Below are 14,068 nucleotides of genomic sequence, written 5' to 3'. Positions count from 1 at the left end.
GTACGTTGTTTGTTACTCACTCGTTCGTTCCTCCACTCGTCAATTCCTCCACCCGTCGCTGCAGCTCGCGGAATTCCTGCAGAAGCTGCGGCAACTGCCGGAGTGCCGCTTCCATTCGTATTGCCGTCTTGTGTTCCTTGGCCGGTGAACCGAAGTATGCACCGGATGTCGTGATCGATTTCGAAACGCCCGACTGGGCCTCGATGACGACGTCGTTTGCCGTCGAGATATGACCGACGACTCCAACCTGTCCGGCGATACGGTTCCGTTCGCCGAGTCTGGTACTGCCGGAAATGCCTGCCTGGGCCGCGATGGCCGTATTGTCACCAACCGTCACACCGTGCGCGATATGAACGAGGTTGTCGAGCTTCACGCCGTTTCCGATGAGCGTCTTGCCTACCGCCGCACGGTCGATCGTCGTATTCGCGCCGATCTCCACATGATCCCCAACTTCCACGATTCCCACCTGCGGAATCTTCTCATAGGAGCCATCGGTGTTCTCGAGGAAGCCGAAGCCGTCGCAGCCGATGATGGCGCCTGCATGGACGATACAGTGCGCACCGATACGCGTACCGGCGGCACAAACGACGTTGGCGTGGATGATCGTACCATCGCCTACCCTCGTGCCCGGATAGAGCACGACGTTGGCGAACATCTGTACGTTGGGACCGACGTCACATCCTTCGCTGACGACGCATCCGGCACCGACCGACGCCGTAGGATGGACACGGGCGGACGGATGGATGGATGCCGCGGGATGGCGCAGTCCTTCCTCCATGCGGAGCGGAGGGAAGAAATGCTGCATCACGATCACGAATGCACGATAGGCATCATCCGCAAGGATGATCGTCCGTCCTGCCGGAACGTAGGACGCAAGGTCCTTCGACACGATGACGCAGGATGCCTGCGTGAGGGAGAGGAACTTGACGTACTTCTCGCTCGCGACGAAGGTCAGTTCTCCCTGCCGCGCGAATTCAATGCGATTGATCCCCGTAATGTGTACGGTACCGTCACCCTGCACGTCGCCGCCCACCATATCGGAAAGCTGTCGTACGGAAAAACCACGCAGGGTCGAATCACTGTTCATCGGGGAATATCCTCTTCCTTGGGCTTAGTCGTATCTGTCTTCGTCGTAGTCGTATCGAGTACAGGCGGCGAAGGCATGATGGGAACCGAGCCAGGTGGAATGCCATTGGGGGCATGCACCCTCGGCTTCGGTTTCTCGGCGTTCTCCACCGGCTGTTCGTCCGTCTGTTCCGGTTCCGTCGTCGTCGTTCTGCGCGCCTTCCGTCTCCGGGGTTCCTCGGCACGCTTGTTGCGTGGATCGTTCGAGATGATATCTGCCTGCTTGCGTTCGAGATCACCGGCATCGATGCCGAGTTCCTTCATCACCTTGACGGTGAGATCGTACTTGGCGTTGACGTAGACGAGCGGTTGCGTGCTCTTGTCCCAGACGATGTCGTATCCTTCGGCGGCTGCGACCTTCTGGATGGAAGCATAGATCTTCGTCCAGATTCCCTTGAACAACTGCTCCGCAGTCTTGTCGTGCTCCCCGCCCGGTTCGAACTTGTCGCGTGCATACTTGTCGCGGTCCTGCCGTTTGGTCTCGAGCTCCTTCTCCTTCGTCGTACGCTCGGCATCGCTCCAGATCAGGCGGTTCTTCCTCATCTCGAGCTCCAGTTCGTCGATATCCGTCTGGCGTTTGGCGATCTCCTGCTTCCACTCTTCCACCAGGGCGTTCAGACGTTCTTCGGCCTGCTTGTTCGCTTCGTACTGTGCGCGGATGGCATCCGTCGAAACGTATCCGATCTTCTGTGCCCACGACGCCGTACTTCCGCACACTGCCGCTACAACAACGGCGATACCCCATAACCATGAAAGCTTCATGGTCGTTCTCCATCGATGATGTTGAAAAGGGGTGTCAAGATTCATGCGGGAAGTCTGCTGTTGATTGGCCTGACCGGCTTGACGGTTCGCTCGCTTATCGTCCACCACGCTTCAGCTTGTCCAGTACCTTGAAGGTCAGATCGGCCTTGTCTTCGCTGTACAGCACCAGGCCAGCGACCTTGTCGAGGACGAGGGCGATCTTCTCTTCCTTGGCGACGGCATTGATGGCGTCCTGGACCTTCTCGCGGATAGGCTTCAGAAGGCCTTCGCGCATGCGAGCCACTTCACCGGTCTGACCGAGCTTCTCTTCCTGATATGCTGCGAAGCGGCCACGCAGTGCGGTCAGCGCGTCCTGTTCCTTCTTCTTCGCGTCGGGCGACATCATCGCTTCCTGCTTCGTGTACTGCTCGATGCGCGTTTCGAATTCCTTCTGCATCATGCGCAGTGTGTCCTGGATCTTGAGACCGACTTCTTCGATCTTCTTGCTGGCATCGATGGCTTCAGGCATTTCCTTGATGATCGTCTCCGTGTTCACGACACCGAAACGGAATCCCTGGGCACCACTCTGAGCCTGGGCCGACGCCACACACAACACTGCGGCGCAGCATACGCCTGCGATACGAAACAACATACTGGTCACCTTGATGGAACATGATTGACTATATGAGGCCGTCAACGCCCGAACTGGAAGTGGAATCGCCACCCGGATCGTTCCCCCGTGGCATACACCGGATCGAACCCGTAACCGAGGTCGAAGCCGAGCAGACCGATGGGATTCAACAGGAGGCGAACACCAAAACCGGCGGAGCGTTTGAGACCGAAGGGATCGGCCGTGCGGAGGTTGGACCACACATTTCCCGCCTCGGCAAAACTAAGCAAATAGATCGGGAACGGATTGAGTGAGAGTGCGAACCTCAATTCGGCCACGAAGCGCGCCTGGACACGTCCCCCGAGGTTCGTTCCTTCCGCACTGACGGGTCCGATGGAGTTGTCGGGATAACCGCGCAGTGGCGTGATGGCGAATCCACCGAGACCGTTACCACCCATGTAGAAGACTTCCTGCGGCGGGATGGTCGTATCGTTCGTGATGCCGTCCACGTATCCGAGCTCGCTGCCGAGGAACATGACGAGACGCGGATTGCCGTTGATGCTCACGAGCGGGTTGATCATGTCGAAATTGAGACCGACCTTGGCGAAGTCCGTCGTACCGATGCCGAGGAAGCCCGTCGTGACGCGCGTGCTCAGCGAGAACCGCGAGCCGCTCGTCGGGAAGATGAGGTTGTCGTAGCTGGTCCGCGAAATCACCTGCGACAGCGTAAGGGCGGTGTTCGTACCCTGACGATAGAAGAGGCTGGCCACGTTGCTCTGGATGCGCTCGAAGGAAACCGACCAGTCGCCGCGGAAGAAGTCATCGGGGAAACGGAAGCGGCGGCCGATGTTGGCCTGGGCCCCCGTACGACGTACGTCGATGTTGAAATTCTGCCGCGTATCGAACAGACTGAAACCGACGCTCGTAGGCTGGTTGAAGAGCCACGGCTCGCTGAAGGAGAGCTGGAAGGTCTGCAGACGCGAGGCCTGACCGAATTCCCACTGGAACGACAGGATCTGTCCGGCACCGCCACGCAGCGGTTCGGCGATGTTGAAGTTGTTGAGCGTGACGCCTACGGAGCCCGTTAGACCGAAGGCACCGGCGAAGCCGACGGATGCGTTGAAGGTGTCCGTGGAACGTTCTTCGAGATTGTAGACGACGTCGACGCTCGTTGCATCGACGGGACGTACGTCGGGCTTGATGGCCTCGGGATTGAAGTAGTTGAGGACGCCGAGCCCGCGCACGCTGCGGATGATGGCGGCCCGATTGAACCAGTCGCCCGGCCTCGTGAAGAGCTCACGTCGGATGACGCGATCCTTGGTCTTCGAATTACCCTGGATCTCCACGCGGCGAATCGAATACCGGTCCCCTTCGATCACACGGATCGTGATGTCGACGGAGTCGTCGGCGACGCGCGTGAGATCGGGCACCATACGTGCCATGAGATAACCGTTATCCGAATACAGCGACTTCGCGTCGGTCTGATCCTGGTTGATCTCGAGATTCTGCTCCACCTTTTCCTGATTGTAGGCCTCGCCTTCCTCGACGCCGAAACGGCGCTTCAGGGCATCTTCCTCGTACACGGTATTGCCCGTGAACATCACCTTCCGCACGAAGACCCGATGCCCTTCGGATACGGCCACGCGTATCGTGACCTTCTCCGTCTCCTCGTTGTAGATGACGGTATCGGACAGGACCTCGCCGTCGATATATCCCTTGTTCAGGAAGAACTTGTGCAGCTTGGCGATGTCGGTCTTGTACTTGGTGACGTCAAACTTCGCCGACTTCCAGAACTGCCACCATGCCTTCGTCTTCGTATCCTCGAAGGCACCGGCGAGCTCGTCATCGGAAAAGGCCTTGTTGCCCTCGAATTCGATCGCGCCGACGTGGTATTCCACGCCCTCGTTGATATGGAGGAGGAGGTCGAAACGATTGGCCGAGTCGATGTCGACGACTTCACTTTCGATCTTGGCGAAGCTCATGCCCTCTTTTTCATAGAGCTTCTTCACGGCCTGACGTATTTCATAGACGTCGAAGGGCGAGATGATGTCGTCACGATTCTTGGCCACGGCCTTGCGGATATCCGCCTCGGACAGATCGTCGTTGCCGTCGATCACGATATGACGCAGACGCGGCGCCTCGCGCACCTTGATGACGAGGAAGACACCCAGAGCCGTTTCACGGTCCTTTTCGATGCGGACATCGGCGAACTGGCGCCGGTGCCACAGGTTCCGTACGGCCATCACGAGGTTGTCCGGACGTGCTTCCTCGCCTACGCGCAGTCCGGAGACGGCGATGATGGTTTCCGCATCCGTTCCCTGGGCCACACCGTCGACACTTATTCCGGCGATGATGGAATACCGTTGCTGTTGCTGGGCGTGGAGGCCTGCAACGGCGGTCAGGAACAACAAAACAAGGACGACCGCCTTACTTGAACGCATTGAGGATTTGACGAAGCGTGGAGAGATGTTCTTCTTGTTCGCGATCGGCGGCATGGTTCACCTGCTGGGACGTCATGCCGAAGCGGCGTTCGCGGCGCGCATAGTCATAGAGCGCGAGATAGAGATCCTGACGACGGAATTCCGGCCAGAGCCGTTCCGTGACGTAGATCTCGGCATAGGCCGCTTCCCAGAGAAGGAAGTTGCTCAACCGGTATTCACCGCTGGTCCGGATCACCAGATCGGGATCGTCCATGAAGGACGTCTGCAGATAGCTGGAAAGTGCTTCTTCCGTAAGATCCTCGGGCGACACCTTGCCGCGCCGTACGTCCAGGGCGATCATCTGCACGGCCCGGAGAATGTCCCAGCGTGCGCCATAGCTCAGCGCCAGGGTGAGGGTCAGCCCCTCGTTCTCCTTCGTGCGTTCCATCGCGTCCTGCAGGACCTTCTGGACGCCCTTGGGCAGGGCGTTCGTCTTGCCGATGGTGCGGATACGGACCCCGTTCGCATGGAGTTCGTCCACTTCTTTCCGCAGATAGGATTCGAGCAGTCGCATCAGGAAGCCCACCTCGGTAGCGGGGCGCTTCCAGTTTTCTATGGAGAAGGCGTAAAGGGTAAGGTATCGCACTCCCAGTTGGGATGAGACCTTGACGATATCGCGGACACTTTCCATGCCTTCGCGATGGCCGTCGATCCGCGGGCGCATACGTTGTTGGGCCCAGCGCCCGTTTCCGTCCATGATGACGGCCACGTGACGCGGAATGCGTCCGGTCTGGCGTAACGTATGCTGGATCGAGCGATCGTCGGGCTGTAGCTGCTCCTCAGACCAGTTCACTCTTCCTCCCATAGTGCATGTAACCTGCAAAGATACCATAGGCGCCGAAACTGGCGCAGTGGGAGTATGGAAGAATCTATAGGCGATCGCTCACGCTAAGTTGTTTTTCTGTATGGTATTTGGTATGTTTGTTGTTCGCTCGGTGCTTCTTTCCGCTCTCCATGAGAGCACGCACGAATCGCCGGGCAATAATATTGTATGGACAACTCGCGGTTCGAGGCACACTTGAACGTCACGAAAGCAGATATCGTAGACAAGATCGCCAACGAAACCGGCCTGACGAAGCTGGAGACGAAGGCTGTCGTTGACGGATTACTTCTCAGCATCATCGAATCCCTGGCGGACGGCAAGCGCATAGAGCTCCGGGGTTTCGGAGTGTTCAGCGTGAAGAGCCGCAAGCCGCGCATGGCACGGAATCCGCGGACCGGTGATCCGGTGCCGCTGGAAGAACGGTTCATACCGACGTTCAAGGTATCGTCCGAATTCCAGGAAAAGGTTCATGAGCGCCTGCGCTCCGAATCCGTGACGCCAACGAACGGTCAGTGAGCCATGTCCGACCGTCCTGACGTTCGTACGGGTCGCCCCCTGCTTCTGGCACTGGCTGCCGTGCTGCTCATCGGTGGAGCGTCCTATGGCGTCAGCCGATGGCTGGTCTCGCAGGACGTCGAGAAGGGTCGCCCCCTCGCCGAAGAACGCAGTCGTCAGCGCCAGGCTGCCGACAACGCGGAAAAGGCCGATGTGGCCCAGCAGCAGAGGAACGAACGTCTGTCCTCCCTGCTGGACAACATCTCGAAGCAGTTGGCCGAACGCCCGAACGACAGCATGCTTGTGATTTCCGCCGCCAACATCTGCTACGACCTCGGTCGATATGCCGAAGCGGTGACCTACTACAAGCGGTTCATTGACAACATCGATCCGAACAACCATGCCGTCAACATCGACTACGGTTATGCCGTGTTCGAGACTGGACGGCAGAACGAAGGCATCGCGATCATCGAACAGGTCCTGATATCGGAACCACGCAACCAGATCGCCATGTTCAACATCGGTGTGATGTACGTCCGGAGCAACAACCCCGATCGTGCACTCATATGGATGAAGAAATGCCGCGACGTCGACCCCGCTTCCGACATCGGCAAGAGGGCTGCCAACGTCATCCAGACACTGCAACAGACATCATAACTACCATTTTCCAGAACAACAATCCTCGAGGTCATCATGCCCTGCGGAAAGAAGCGTAAGCGTCATAAAATGGCAACGCACAAGCGCAAGAAGCGTTTACGCAAGAATCGCCACAAGAAGAAGAACCGCTGATACGAGACCCTGGACAGCAATGTCCAGGGTTTTCTTTTTCCCACCGTTTATCGCTTCGTACAGACGATGATCCTCGGTATCGCCGCGGCACTGTCCACACTGCTGTTGTGGAGCGTCGGAACGATGGCCTTCCTTACGGCCTCGCGCGCCATCAATCCCGCCCTGCTCAATCGGACGCGGCTTGCCCTGGCCGTGGTCGCCACAGGCATCCTGGCCTGCATCCTCACCCCCTTCTGGCCCTGGCAGCTCATCAGGGGCGCCACACCGACGCAATGGATCTGGCTCGGGCTGTCCGGTATCGTCGGTCTGACGATCGGCGATTTCCTCGGCTTCAGTGGTCTGCGCATCCTCGGCGCGCGACGACAAAGCGTCATCAGCACCATCGCTCCGGCAGCGGCCGCCACCGCGGGCTTCATTGCACTTGACGAGCGGATTTCGTGGATCGGCATCGGCGGCATGACGTTGTCCATCGCCGGCATCATGTATTCACTGAGCGGTACGGAAGAACGGAGCGACGTCGATCGCGACGGCTATGGCTCGTTCACGGCCGGCGTTCTCTATACCATCGGCGGCGCCGTATGCCAGGGCGTAGGCCTCGTTCTCGCCAAGCTCGGTCTCGAAGAACAGCCTCTTTCCCCCTTCCATGCGACGTTCCTTCGGATGAGTATCGGATTCGCATCCACGTATCTGCTCGACATGATGAGGAGGACACGCATCTATCCGATGCGGACGGCTTTCGCCGACAAACAGGGTGCACGGAGCATGCTGATCGGCGCCGTCTTCGGCCCCATCGTAGGCGTTACGTGCTCGCTCATCGCCGTCAAGCATCTCGACGCGGGTATCGCCCAGACCATCTTCTCTCTCATTCCCTTCGTCGTCATGACTATCGCCGCGGTCCGCTATCGCGAGCGCCTGCGCCCACAAGTCATCATCGGCGCCGTCATCGCCGTCGCCGGTGTGATACTGCTGGTACGGGGTTAGCGAACGACGACGAACTCCCGGGAGATCCATGCTCCGGCATCGGGCTGATAGATGGATACGATGTATATGCCGTTCGTCAGATCGACGTGCAGTGAGAGATCAGTACGTCCATCGGCGAGATCATACCTTCCTACGGCATACGACCGGACAGCAGTGGCATGGACGACACTGATCACGGCCTGCTGTTCCCGCTCGGAATCGATGCCGATGGACAGCATGCCTCCATCGTACCGTATCGCGGCGATGTTGATAGCGCGATGTCTGTCCGCCAGTCTTTCGCGTCCCGCCTCGGCGGCATTCTTCGGTTGACCGCATGCCTTGACGCGGTGGATCGTATCCCCTTCCGGGGTCATTCCCTGGTACTCGTAGTAGCGACGGATGATGGAATCCGCTTCCGGCTTGATCAGGCTGAGATAGGTCCAGTCCGGCAGCGCACAGTACTGGGCATAGAAGGCATCGAAGTAATCGATGATCCGCGAGAACCGTTGTCTCCGGATAGCTCCGTTCTGTGCGGGCGTGACGTTCGCGCTTCCGCAGGAGAAGAACGCGCCGAGGGAATAGTCGGCCTCCTTCATCGACGCGACCATACCATAGTGGGACGAGCCCTGGCGCCGGGGGGCGATCTCGACGTAGACCGAGCAGGCCCGTGCCGTCGGCAGGACGAAGACAGACCGGCACCACATGTGCGGAGACGTCCCTTCGAACGTCGCCCATGTGCCGGGTGTCGCAGTGGAATCGATCATGACGCTGTCGATAGTCTGGAGAACGACACCATCGCTCGCCCGCACGAGACGCGCCACGTATTCCGTACGGTCATCGAGCTTCCAGGTATCCGTGAATCGTTCGAGTCCGACGTTGTAGTTCCGGATCGACGCTTCGCGATAGAAGCGGATGGAATCCTCGTCGTTCTCGATGAAGAAGGGCTGCGTCCTCAGCACCTTCCTCAGATCCTCCTGTACGCCGACGTCCGGTCCGTTCTGCACGTAACCATCGGAAGGTATCTGTGCATCGAGGAATACGCGGCGTACCGAGCCGCTGCCGGCAACGGTCACTTCACCGAACTGATAGACGACGACGGCATCCTCGAAGCCGTTCACGACGTTGAAGTACTTCACGAACTGGCGATCGGACTTCGTGACGACAAGGATGGTATCCGCTGCGTTCGCGGTACCGGACGACGTGGACATGACCGTCATGAGGATGACGACAAGTGAAAGGACCCGACTACGACTCATTGGCGATCGTTCGTTCATCGTTCGATGCGCGTGGGTCAGTCGCATGTACATGGCCCTCCCATTGGCGGACGATCACAGGACGTCGGGATCTGACAACCGCCACTGTAGGCGGGCATACCCTGTTTGCAAAGGCTCTGCGTACTCACCACCATGCAGCGATGCATTTCCTGGCCATCCTGTATATAGATACAGGAATAGCTGCACGTCGTAGGTGCGATGGAACAATTGGACGTAACCGGTACGTCGCCGGCGATTCCGTGAGGTGGGATACAGGACGATACCATGGATATCGCACGGAACATCGGATGGATACCCAGCCACCAGGTTCCGGCATGAAGTCGGCCTCCCGCACCAGCGGCGAACAATGTGACGGCGATGAGCAGGAATGTCTTCATGACGATGGCCATACCGCACCAGATCGTACATTGTTCCCCGGTGGAATCCGATGGGAAAAGTTCTTTCCGAATGTTCGGGGGAATTCCCTACGTTGCGCACGAAATTTCCGTCCGTATGGCCGGATTCACCCATTCCATCCAGAAAGCGTATCGACTCCATGGACGTCATAACGAAAATTCACGCCCTCCTGAACACCGTCGGCGTACCTGCCATACTCGAAGATCCGGACGCTCTCGCGACGATGAGCGACGATCATCGGGACATGCTGCACGAAGCACGTGATCTCGCCTCCACTGCCGTGGAAGAGAAGCCCGAGGACGAACAGCTCATCGACCTTCTCTATATGTCGCACATGACGCTGAGTACGTCCCAGTATCTGTACAGCGTCCTTGCCGCCGACGAGCCGGCCGCCGTCCCCTCTCCGGCGGAACTCAACAAGACCTGGGCGGGCCGTCCCCTGGTGAAGTACGACAAGAATGCACTCAAGGACATGCTCGTCCCGACGACGACCCTCGATACGTTGACGCAGGTAGGCCTCCCCGACGAAGCGGAGCCCTATCTCTCTTTCGAGCCTGTACTGAAGCGCCTGGCCGAAGCCGAGGAACTGGATGGCGAAGACGAGGATTACGACCGCTACTTCCAGGCATACTGGCTGCTCGGCTATACCGAAGATGACGATGCCCTGTGCATCGACGAGCGCGCTGACGGCGTCGTTGCCCTGCTCCAGAGAGACTGGGGCTTCTTCGCCATGCAGTACGTCAACGCCAGCGTAGGCCATCTCGTCCAGACCATGCAGGCCTATGACGACATGCTCAAGAGCGTCGACCCGCAGGCCATCGCCGAGTCCTTCCCCAACATCCAGGTTCCGGATGAAGCACGCATCGCCTTCCTGGCCCGTGTAAGTGCCTTCGACCCAGGTGCGATGGCCGAAGGTGCGTTCTGGTACGAGGAACTCTCCCTGCTCGAACAGGGTGGTGGAGAAGATCAGGATCAGGAATGACGATACCGACGTCCAGTCGATCCGCGAGGCCCGTCCGATGACCATCGGATGGGCCTCGTCATTTAGGGGCGTAGAAGCAGGTCGTGAACGTCACATGACTTGACGAAGCCATGACCGGTACCGATCGTGAAATGCGCCCCATCCGCTCACACGAAGGAGCAGGGCATTCTTCGTACCTTTGCAGGATCATGAGTAATAATCAACGTTCGGATTTCGCGGACGTCGTGGAGTCGATGCCAGCATGGCTTCCATGGACGAAGCGAAATTTCCGGATGCAGTATCGCCTGGCGAAACACACGCTCGTACCATGGTTGGAGCGCCTGCACGTACTCCCCCGACCTGCCCGCGTCATCGAGATCGGTTGTGCCGAAGGTGGCGTTCTGAGTGCGTTCGTGGAACGAGGCACGACACTCGCAGTAGGTACCGATATCATGGATCTGCTGTTGACGACGATATCGACTCCGATAGCGGAAAAGCTCGGCCTGGATATCACGTACAGTCATCACGACGTGATCTACGAGAATCCCCTTCCCGAATGGACGGGCATTTTCGACGTCGTCATCCTGCGCGACGTGATCGAACACCTCGACGATGCGACGATCGCACTCCGTAACATCTCACGGCTTCTCGCACCCGGAGGCGTCGTCCTCGTCACCTTCCCGCCCTATACGTCGGCCTTCGGTGGGCATCAGCAACTTCTCGGTACGAAATCGGGAGGCATTCCCTTCGTCCATCTCCTGCCGAAGTCATTGTTCATGAAACTCGTCGCCCGCGGCGGAGCCGTGAATGCCGAAGAAGTACGCCGGCTTCATCGCATCAGGCTGAGTGCCATGGATGTACGGCATGCAGCCGCCGATAGCGGACTCGATATCGTGGACGAACGGTATTTCATGTTGCGGCCGGTGTTCCGGTGGAAGTACAACAAACCGATTCCGACCGTCGACATCTCCTGGCTGCGCTGGTTTCCGCCCGTACGGGCCCTGGCGATGGAAGCGGCCTTCGTCCTGCGGAAGAAGCCGGCCTGACGATCATCTTCTTCCGACCGACCGACAACGAAAAAGCCCATCCGACGAATGTCGGATGGGCTTTACTGTTACTGTCTCAGGTATGGAATTCGCAACGACGTTCGAGCCGGATTCCGATCACTTCGCCAAAGCCGAGCTGCGACGTTCGCGGATGACCGTGACCTTGATCTGGCCGGGATATTCCATCTCCGTTTCGATGCGCTTGGCGATGTCGTTCGCGAGCTGATCGGCACGCAGATCGTCAATACGCTCCGGCTCGATGAGAACACGCACTTCGCGACCTGCCTGGATGGCATAGGTCTTGGTGACACCGTCGAAGCTCGTGGCGATCTCTTCCAGCTTCTGCAGACGCTTGATGTAGTTCTCGAGCGATTCACGGCGGGCACCGGGGCGGGCTCCGCTGATACTGTCGGCAGCCTGGACGAGCACGGCGATCGGGGATTCCATCTCGATGTCGTCGTGGTGGGCACCGACGGCGTTGACGACGAGCGGATGCTCCTTGTACTTCTTGACGAGTTCCATACCGAGAAGGGCGTGAGGACCTTCGAGGTCACGATCGACGCACTTTCCGATGTCGTGCAGGAGGCCTGCGCGCTTCGCCAGATTGACGTCGAGGCCGAGTTCGTTGGCCATGATACCCGTCAGGAAGCCCACTTCGATAGAGTGGCTGAGCAGGTTCTGTCCATACGACGAGCGGTACTTCATCCGGCCGATGTACCGGATCATTTCCGGGTGGACATTGTGGATGCCCAGTTCCATGAGAGCGTTCTCGCCCACACGTACGAGCTCTTCTTCCAGTTCCTTGCGGACCTTCTCGACGACTTCCTCGATGCGGGCGGGATGGATACGGCCGTCGCCCATCAGGCGTTCCAGGGCCGTACGTGCCACTTCACGACGGAATGCGTCGAAGCCGGAAATCACCACGGCCTCAGGTGTATCATCGATGATCAGGTCGATTCCCGTCGCTGCTTCGAAGGCCCGGATGTTCCGTCCTTCACGACCGATGATCCGGCCCTTCATCTCTTCCGACTGGAGGTTGACTACCGAAACCGTCGACTCCACGCAATGATCGGAAGCCGTGCGCTGGATGGCCTGGAGCACGATACGTTGTGCTTCCTTGCGAGCGTTGGCCTTGGCTTCGTCACGGATGTCCTTGACGAGCTGGGCGCCATCGGCGCGGGCCTCGTTGACCATGTTGTCGATCAGATACTTCTTGGCATCGTCGCGGCTCATGCCGGTGATGCGCTCGAGGCGGACGTTTTGCTCCTCGACGAGTGAATCGATTTCCTTGACCTTCTGTTCGACGCTGGACGACTTCTTGACCAGTTCGGCGTCGAGGGTCGCAAGTTGCTTCTCCTTCTTGGAGATCACTTCGAACTTCTGATCCAGTCCTTCTTCACGCTTGCGAAGCTCCTTCTCGAGGTTCTTCACCTTCACCGACTTCGAATCGAGTTCGCTCTCGGCCTGGCGGCGCAGCTTCTGCGCCTCTTCCTTGGCTTCGAGAATCTTTTCCTTCTTGATGTTGTTGGCGTCCTTCGAAGCCTCCTCCACTACGGACTTGGCCTTCGCTTCGGCATCGGCTACCACGCGGGCAGCCATCTTCTTGCCGGTAAGATATGTGAGCAGAAAGCCGACGAGCGCTGCTGCCACGCCCACGACGATGCCCATCACCGATTGATCCATGCGTGCTCCTTCCCGTCCCCTGACGGTATCGGTCAAAAAAAGAGCCGCATCCACTATCGCCGCGGGGACTGTGCCCCGTTAACGGTCTCTAAAGAACCTTCTGTTTACGCACGGTGGGTAACATCCTGGCCATCGCTGACTTCCACTGAGGATCATGATCCCGTACCTGGCCCGGGGTGTTCCTGCCTTGCCGTCAGGCAACGGATGAGGCCTGCCATTGATGGTCAGAGCCTGTTTCCCTGTAAAGACAAAATGTTAGGTTCTTTATCAAGCGTGCGACAACGATAGCGGAATGCGGCTACGCCTTTTCCGACACGAACCGTACCGAAGGACTCTCGACGAACGAGCGACCGGAGGGAGTGTGCAAGTCCTGGAAGGGATTAGGGAAGCGGTTGCCGCCAGGCACGTTCAAGGTATTGAGCCATCTTGTCCAGTTCGTCGCTGACGAAACGGACATCCTGTGCGTTCTGTGCTTCAGCTTCTTGGTATCGTTCTGCGATGTTCAGAGCCGCCAGCAGTGCAAGCGTCGGGGTCGACTGCTCACGCAACGATTGTTGCAGCTGTTGGATCTGAAGATTGACTTCCCTGACTGACTTCTTGATCTTCTCTTCGTTATCTCCACGAAGAGTAAGATCCTTTCCACCAATCGTAACTCGGATCGCCTTCGACATGGTGTCGTGCCAGC

Annotated in this window: 14 protein-coding genes; 5 read left to right on the top strand and 9 right to left on the bottom strand. The window is 58.5% G+C overall.

Annotated elements, in window-relative coordinates; translation table 11 throughout:
- Positions 1-16: 16 nt before the first annotated feature.
- The 5 genes from BGO89_11610 to BGO89_11590 form a co-directional block, all read right to left on the bottom strand.
- The gene (locus tag BGO89_11610; protein OJX57141.1) at positions 17-1,087 is read right to left on the bottom strand and encodes a UDP-3-O-(3-hydroxymyristoyl)glucosamine N-acyltransferase; all 1,071 of its coding nucleotides are present in this window, start codon (positions 1,085-1,087) and stop codon (positions 17-19) included.
- Entirely contained in the window at positions 1,084-1,842 is a 759-nt protein-coding gene (locus BGO89_11605) for a hypothetical protein (GenBank protein ID OJX57140.1), read from the bottom strand. The genes BGO89_11610 and BGO89_11605 overlap by 4 nt, the downstream gene beginning before the upstream one ends.
- Positions 1,843-1,981: 139 nt before the next feature.
- A complete protein-coding gene (locus BGO89_11600; GenBank protein ID OJX57139.1) occupies positions 1,982-2,473 on the bottom strand; it encodes a hypothetical protein in 492 nt (163 codons plus the stop codon).
- 86 nt (positions 2,474-2,559) lie between these two features.
- Positions 2,560-4,827 carry an outer membrane protein assembly factor BamA gene (locus BGO89_11595; GenBank protein ID OJX57374.1) on the bottom strand — a complete coding sequence of 756 codons (2,268 nt, stop codon included), beginning with the start codon at positions 4,825-4,827 and terminating at the stop codon, positions 2,560-2,562.
- Between the two features lie 76 nt (positions 4,828-4,903).
- Complete coding sequence (locus BGO89_11590) at positions 4,904-5,788, bottom strand: di-trans,poly-cis-decaprenylcistransferase (GenBank protein ID OJX57138.1); 885 nt, start codon at positions 5,786-5,788, stop codon at positions 4,904-4,906.
- Positions 5,789-5,947: 159 nt separating this feature from the next.
- Between BGO89_11590 and BGO89_11585 the strand changes: the two genes are divergently transcribed.
- The 3 genes from BGO89_11585 to BGO89_11575 all read left to right on the top strand — a co-directional run bounded on the left by BGO89_11585 (position 5,948) and on the right by BGO89_11575 (position 8,044).
- Entirely contained in the window at positions 5,948-6,295 is a 348-nt protein-coding gene (locus tag BGO89_11585; protein OJX57137.1) for a hypothetical protein, read from the top strand.
- Between the two features lie 3 nt (positions 6,296-6,298).
- A complete protein-coding gene (locus BGO89_11580; protein ID OJX57136.1) occupies positions 6,299-6,931 on the top strand; it encodes a hypothetical protein in 633 nt (210 codons plus the stop codon).
- A gap of 198 nt (positions 6,932-7,129) precedes the next feature.
- Positions 7,130-8,044: a hypothetical protein gene (locus BGO89_11575; protein OJX57135.1), complete on the top strand. Its 915-nt coding sequence runs from the start codon at positions 7,130-7,132 to the stop codon at positions 8,042-8,044.
- On the opposite strand, the gene BGO89_11570 is transcribed toward BGO89_11575, so the two are convergent.
- Positions 8,041-9,240: a hypothetical protein gene (locus BGO89_11570; protein OJX57134.1), complete on the bottom strand. Its 1,200-nt coding sequence runs from the start codon at positions 9,238-9,240 to the stop codon at positions 8,041-8,043. The genes BGO89_11575 and BGO89_11570 overlap by 4 nt on opposite strands.
- A 74-nt stretch (positions 9,241-9,314) precedes the next feature.
- Positions 9,315-9,686, bottom strand: a complete 372-nt coding sequence (locus tag BGO89_11565) for a hypothetical protein (protein ID OJX57133.1) — start codon at positions 9,684-9,686, stop codon at positions 9,315-9,317.
- A 146-nt stretch (positions 9,687-9,832) separates the two neighbouring features.
- On the opposite strand from BGO89_11565, the gene BGO89_11560 reads away from it, so the two are divergent.
- Both BGO89_11560 and BGO89_11555 read left to right on the top strand, forming a co-directional pair.
- Positions 9,833-10,675 (top strand): hypothetical protein, encoded by an 843-nt coding sequence (locus BGO89_11560; protein ID OJX57132.1) that lies wholly within the window; start codon positions 9,833-9,835, stop codon positions 10,673-10,675.
- 188 nt (positions 10,676-10,863) lie between these two features.
- Positions 10,864-11,700 (top strand): hypothetical protein, encoded by an 837-nt coding sequence (locus BGO89_11555; protein ID OJX57131.1) that lies wholly within the window; start codon positions 10,864-10,866, stop codon positions 11,698-11,700.
- Between the two features lie 117 nt (positions 11,701-11,817).
- On the opposite strand, the gene BGO89_11550 is transcribed toward BGO89_11555, so the two are convergent.
- Positions 11,818-13,383 (bottom strand): ribonuclease Y, encoded by a 1,566-nt coding sequence (locus BGO89_11550; protein ID OJX57130.1) that lies wholly within the window; start codon positions 13,381-13,383, stop codon positions 11,818-11,820.
- Positions 13,384-13,763: 380 nt separating this feature from the next.
- The gene (locus BGO89_11545; protein ID OJX57129.1) at positions 13,764-14,054 is read right to left on the bottom strand and encodes a hypothetical protein; all 291 of its coding nucleotides are present in this window, start codon (positions 14,052-14,054) and stop codon (positions 13,764-13,766) included.
- Positions 14,055-14,068 lie beyond the last annotated feature (14 nt).

Origin of the sequence: Candidatus Kapaibacterium thiocyanatum (assembly GCA_001899175.1) — a bacterium.
Classification (GTDB): domain Bacteria; phylum Bacteroidota; class Ignavibacteria; order Kapaibacteriales; family Kapaibacteriaceae; genus Kapaibacterium; species Kapaibacterium thiocyanatum.
The sequence above is the reverse complement of the archived record's forward strand: the minus strand, read 5'-3'. Positions and strand labels throughout refer to the sequence as shown.

What these genes read in the sequence shown, in the direction of transcription:
- BGO89_11560 (OJX57132.1), top strand. Translation starts at nt 9,833, where the DNA reads ATGGACGTCATAACGAAAATTCACGCCCTCCTGAACACCGTCGGCGTA.
- BGO89_11555 (OJX57131.1), top strand. Translation starts at nt 10,864, where the DNA reads ATGAGTAATAATCAACGTTCGGATTTCGCGGACGTCGTGGAGTCGATG.
- BGO89_11585 (OJX57137.1), top strand. Translation starts at nt 5,948, where the DNA reads ATGGACAACTCGCGGTTCGAGGCACACTTGAACGTCACGAAAGCAGAT.
- BGO89_11590 (OJX57138.1), bottom strand. Translation starts at nt 5,788, where the DNA reads ATGGTATCTTTGCAGGTTACATGCACTATGGGAGGAAGAGTGAACTGG.
- BGO89_11580 (OJX57136.1), top strand. Translation starts at nt 6,299, where the DNA reads ATGTCCGACCGTCCTGACGTTCGTACGGGTCGCCCCCTGCTTCTGGCA.
- BGO89_11570 (OJX57134.1), bottom strand. Translation starts at nt 9,240, where the DNA reads ATGACGGTCATGTCCACGTCGTCCGGTACCGCGAACGCAGCGGATACC.
- BGO89_11545 (OJX57129.1), bottom strand. Translation starts at nt 14,054, where the DNA reads ATGTCGAAGGCGATCCGAGTTACGATTGGTGGAAAGGATCTTACTCTT.
- BGO89_11565 (OJX57133.1), bottom strand. Translation starts at nt 9,686, where the DNA reads ATGGCCATCGTCATGAAGACATTCCTGCTCATCGCCGTCACATTGTTC.
- BGO89_11550 (OJX57130.1), bottom strand. Translation starts at nt 13,383, where the DNA reads ATGGATCAATCGGTGATGGGCATCGTCGTGGGCGTGGCAGCAGCGCTC.
- BGO89_11610 (OJX57141.1), bottom strand. Translation starts at nt 1,087, where the DNA reads ATGAACAGTGATTCGACCCTGCGTGGTTTTTCCGTACGACAGCTTTCC.
- BGO89_11575 (OJX57135.1), top strand. Translation starts at nt 7,130, where the DNA reads ATGATCCTCGGTATCGCCGCGGCACTGTCCACACTGCTGTTGTGGAGC.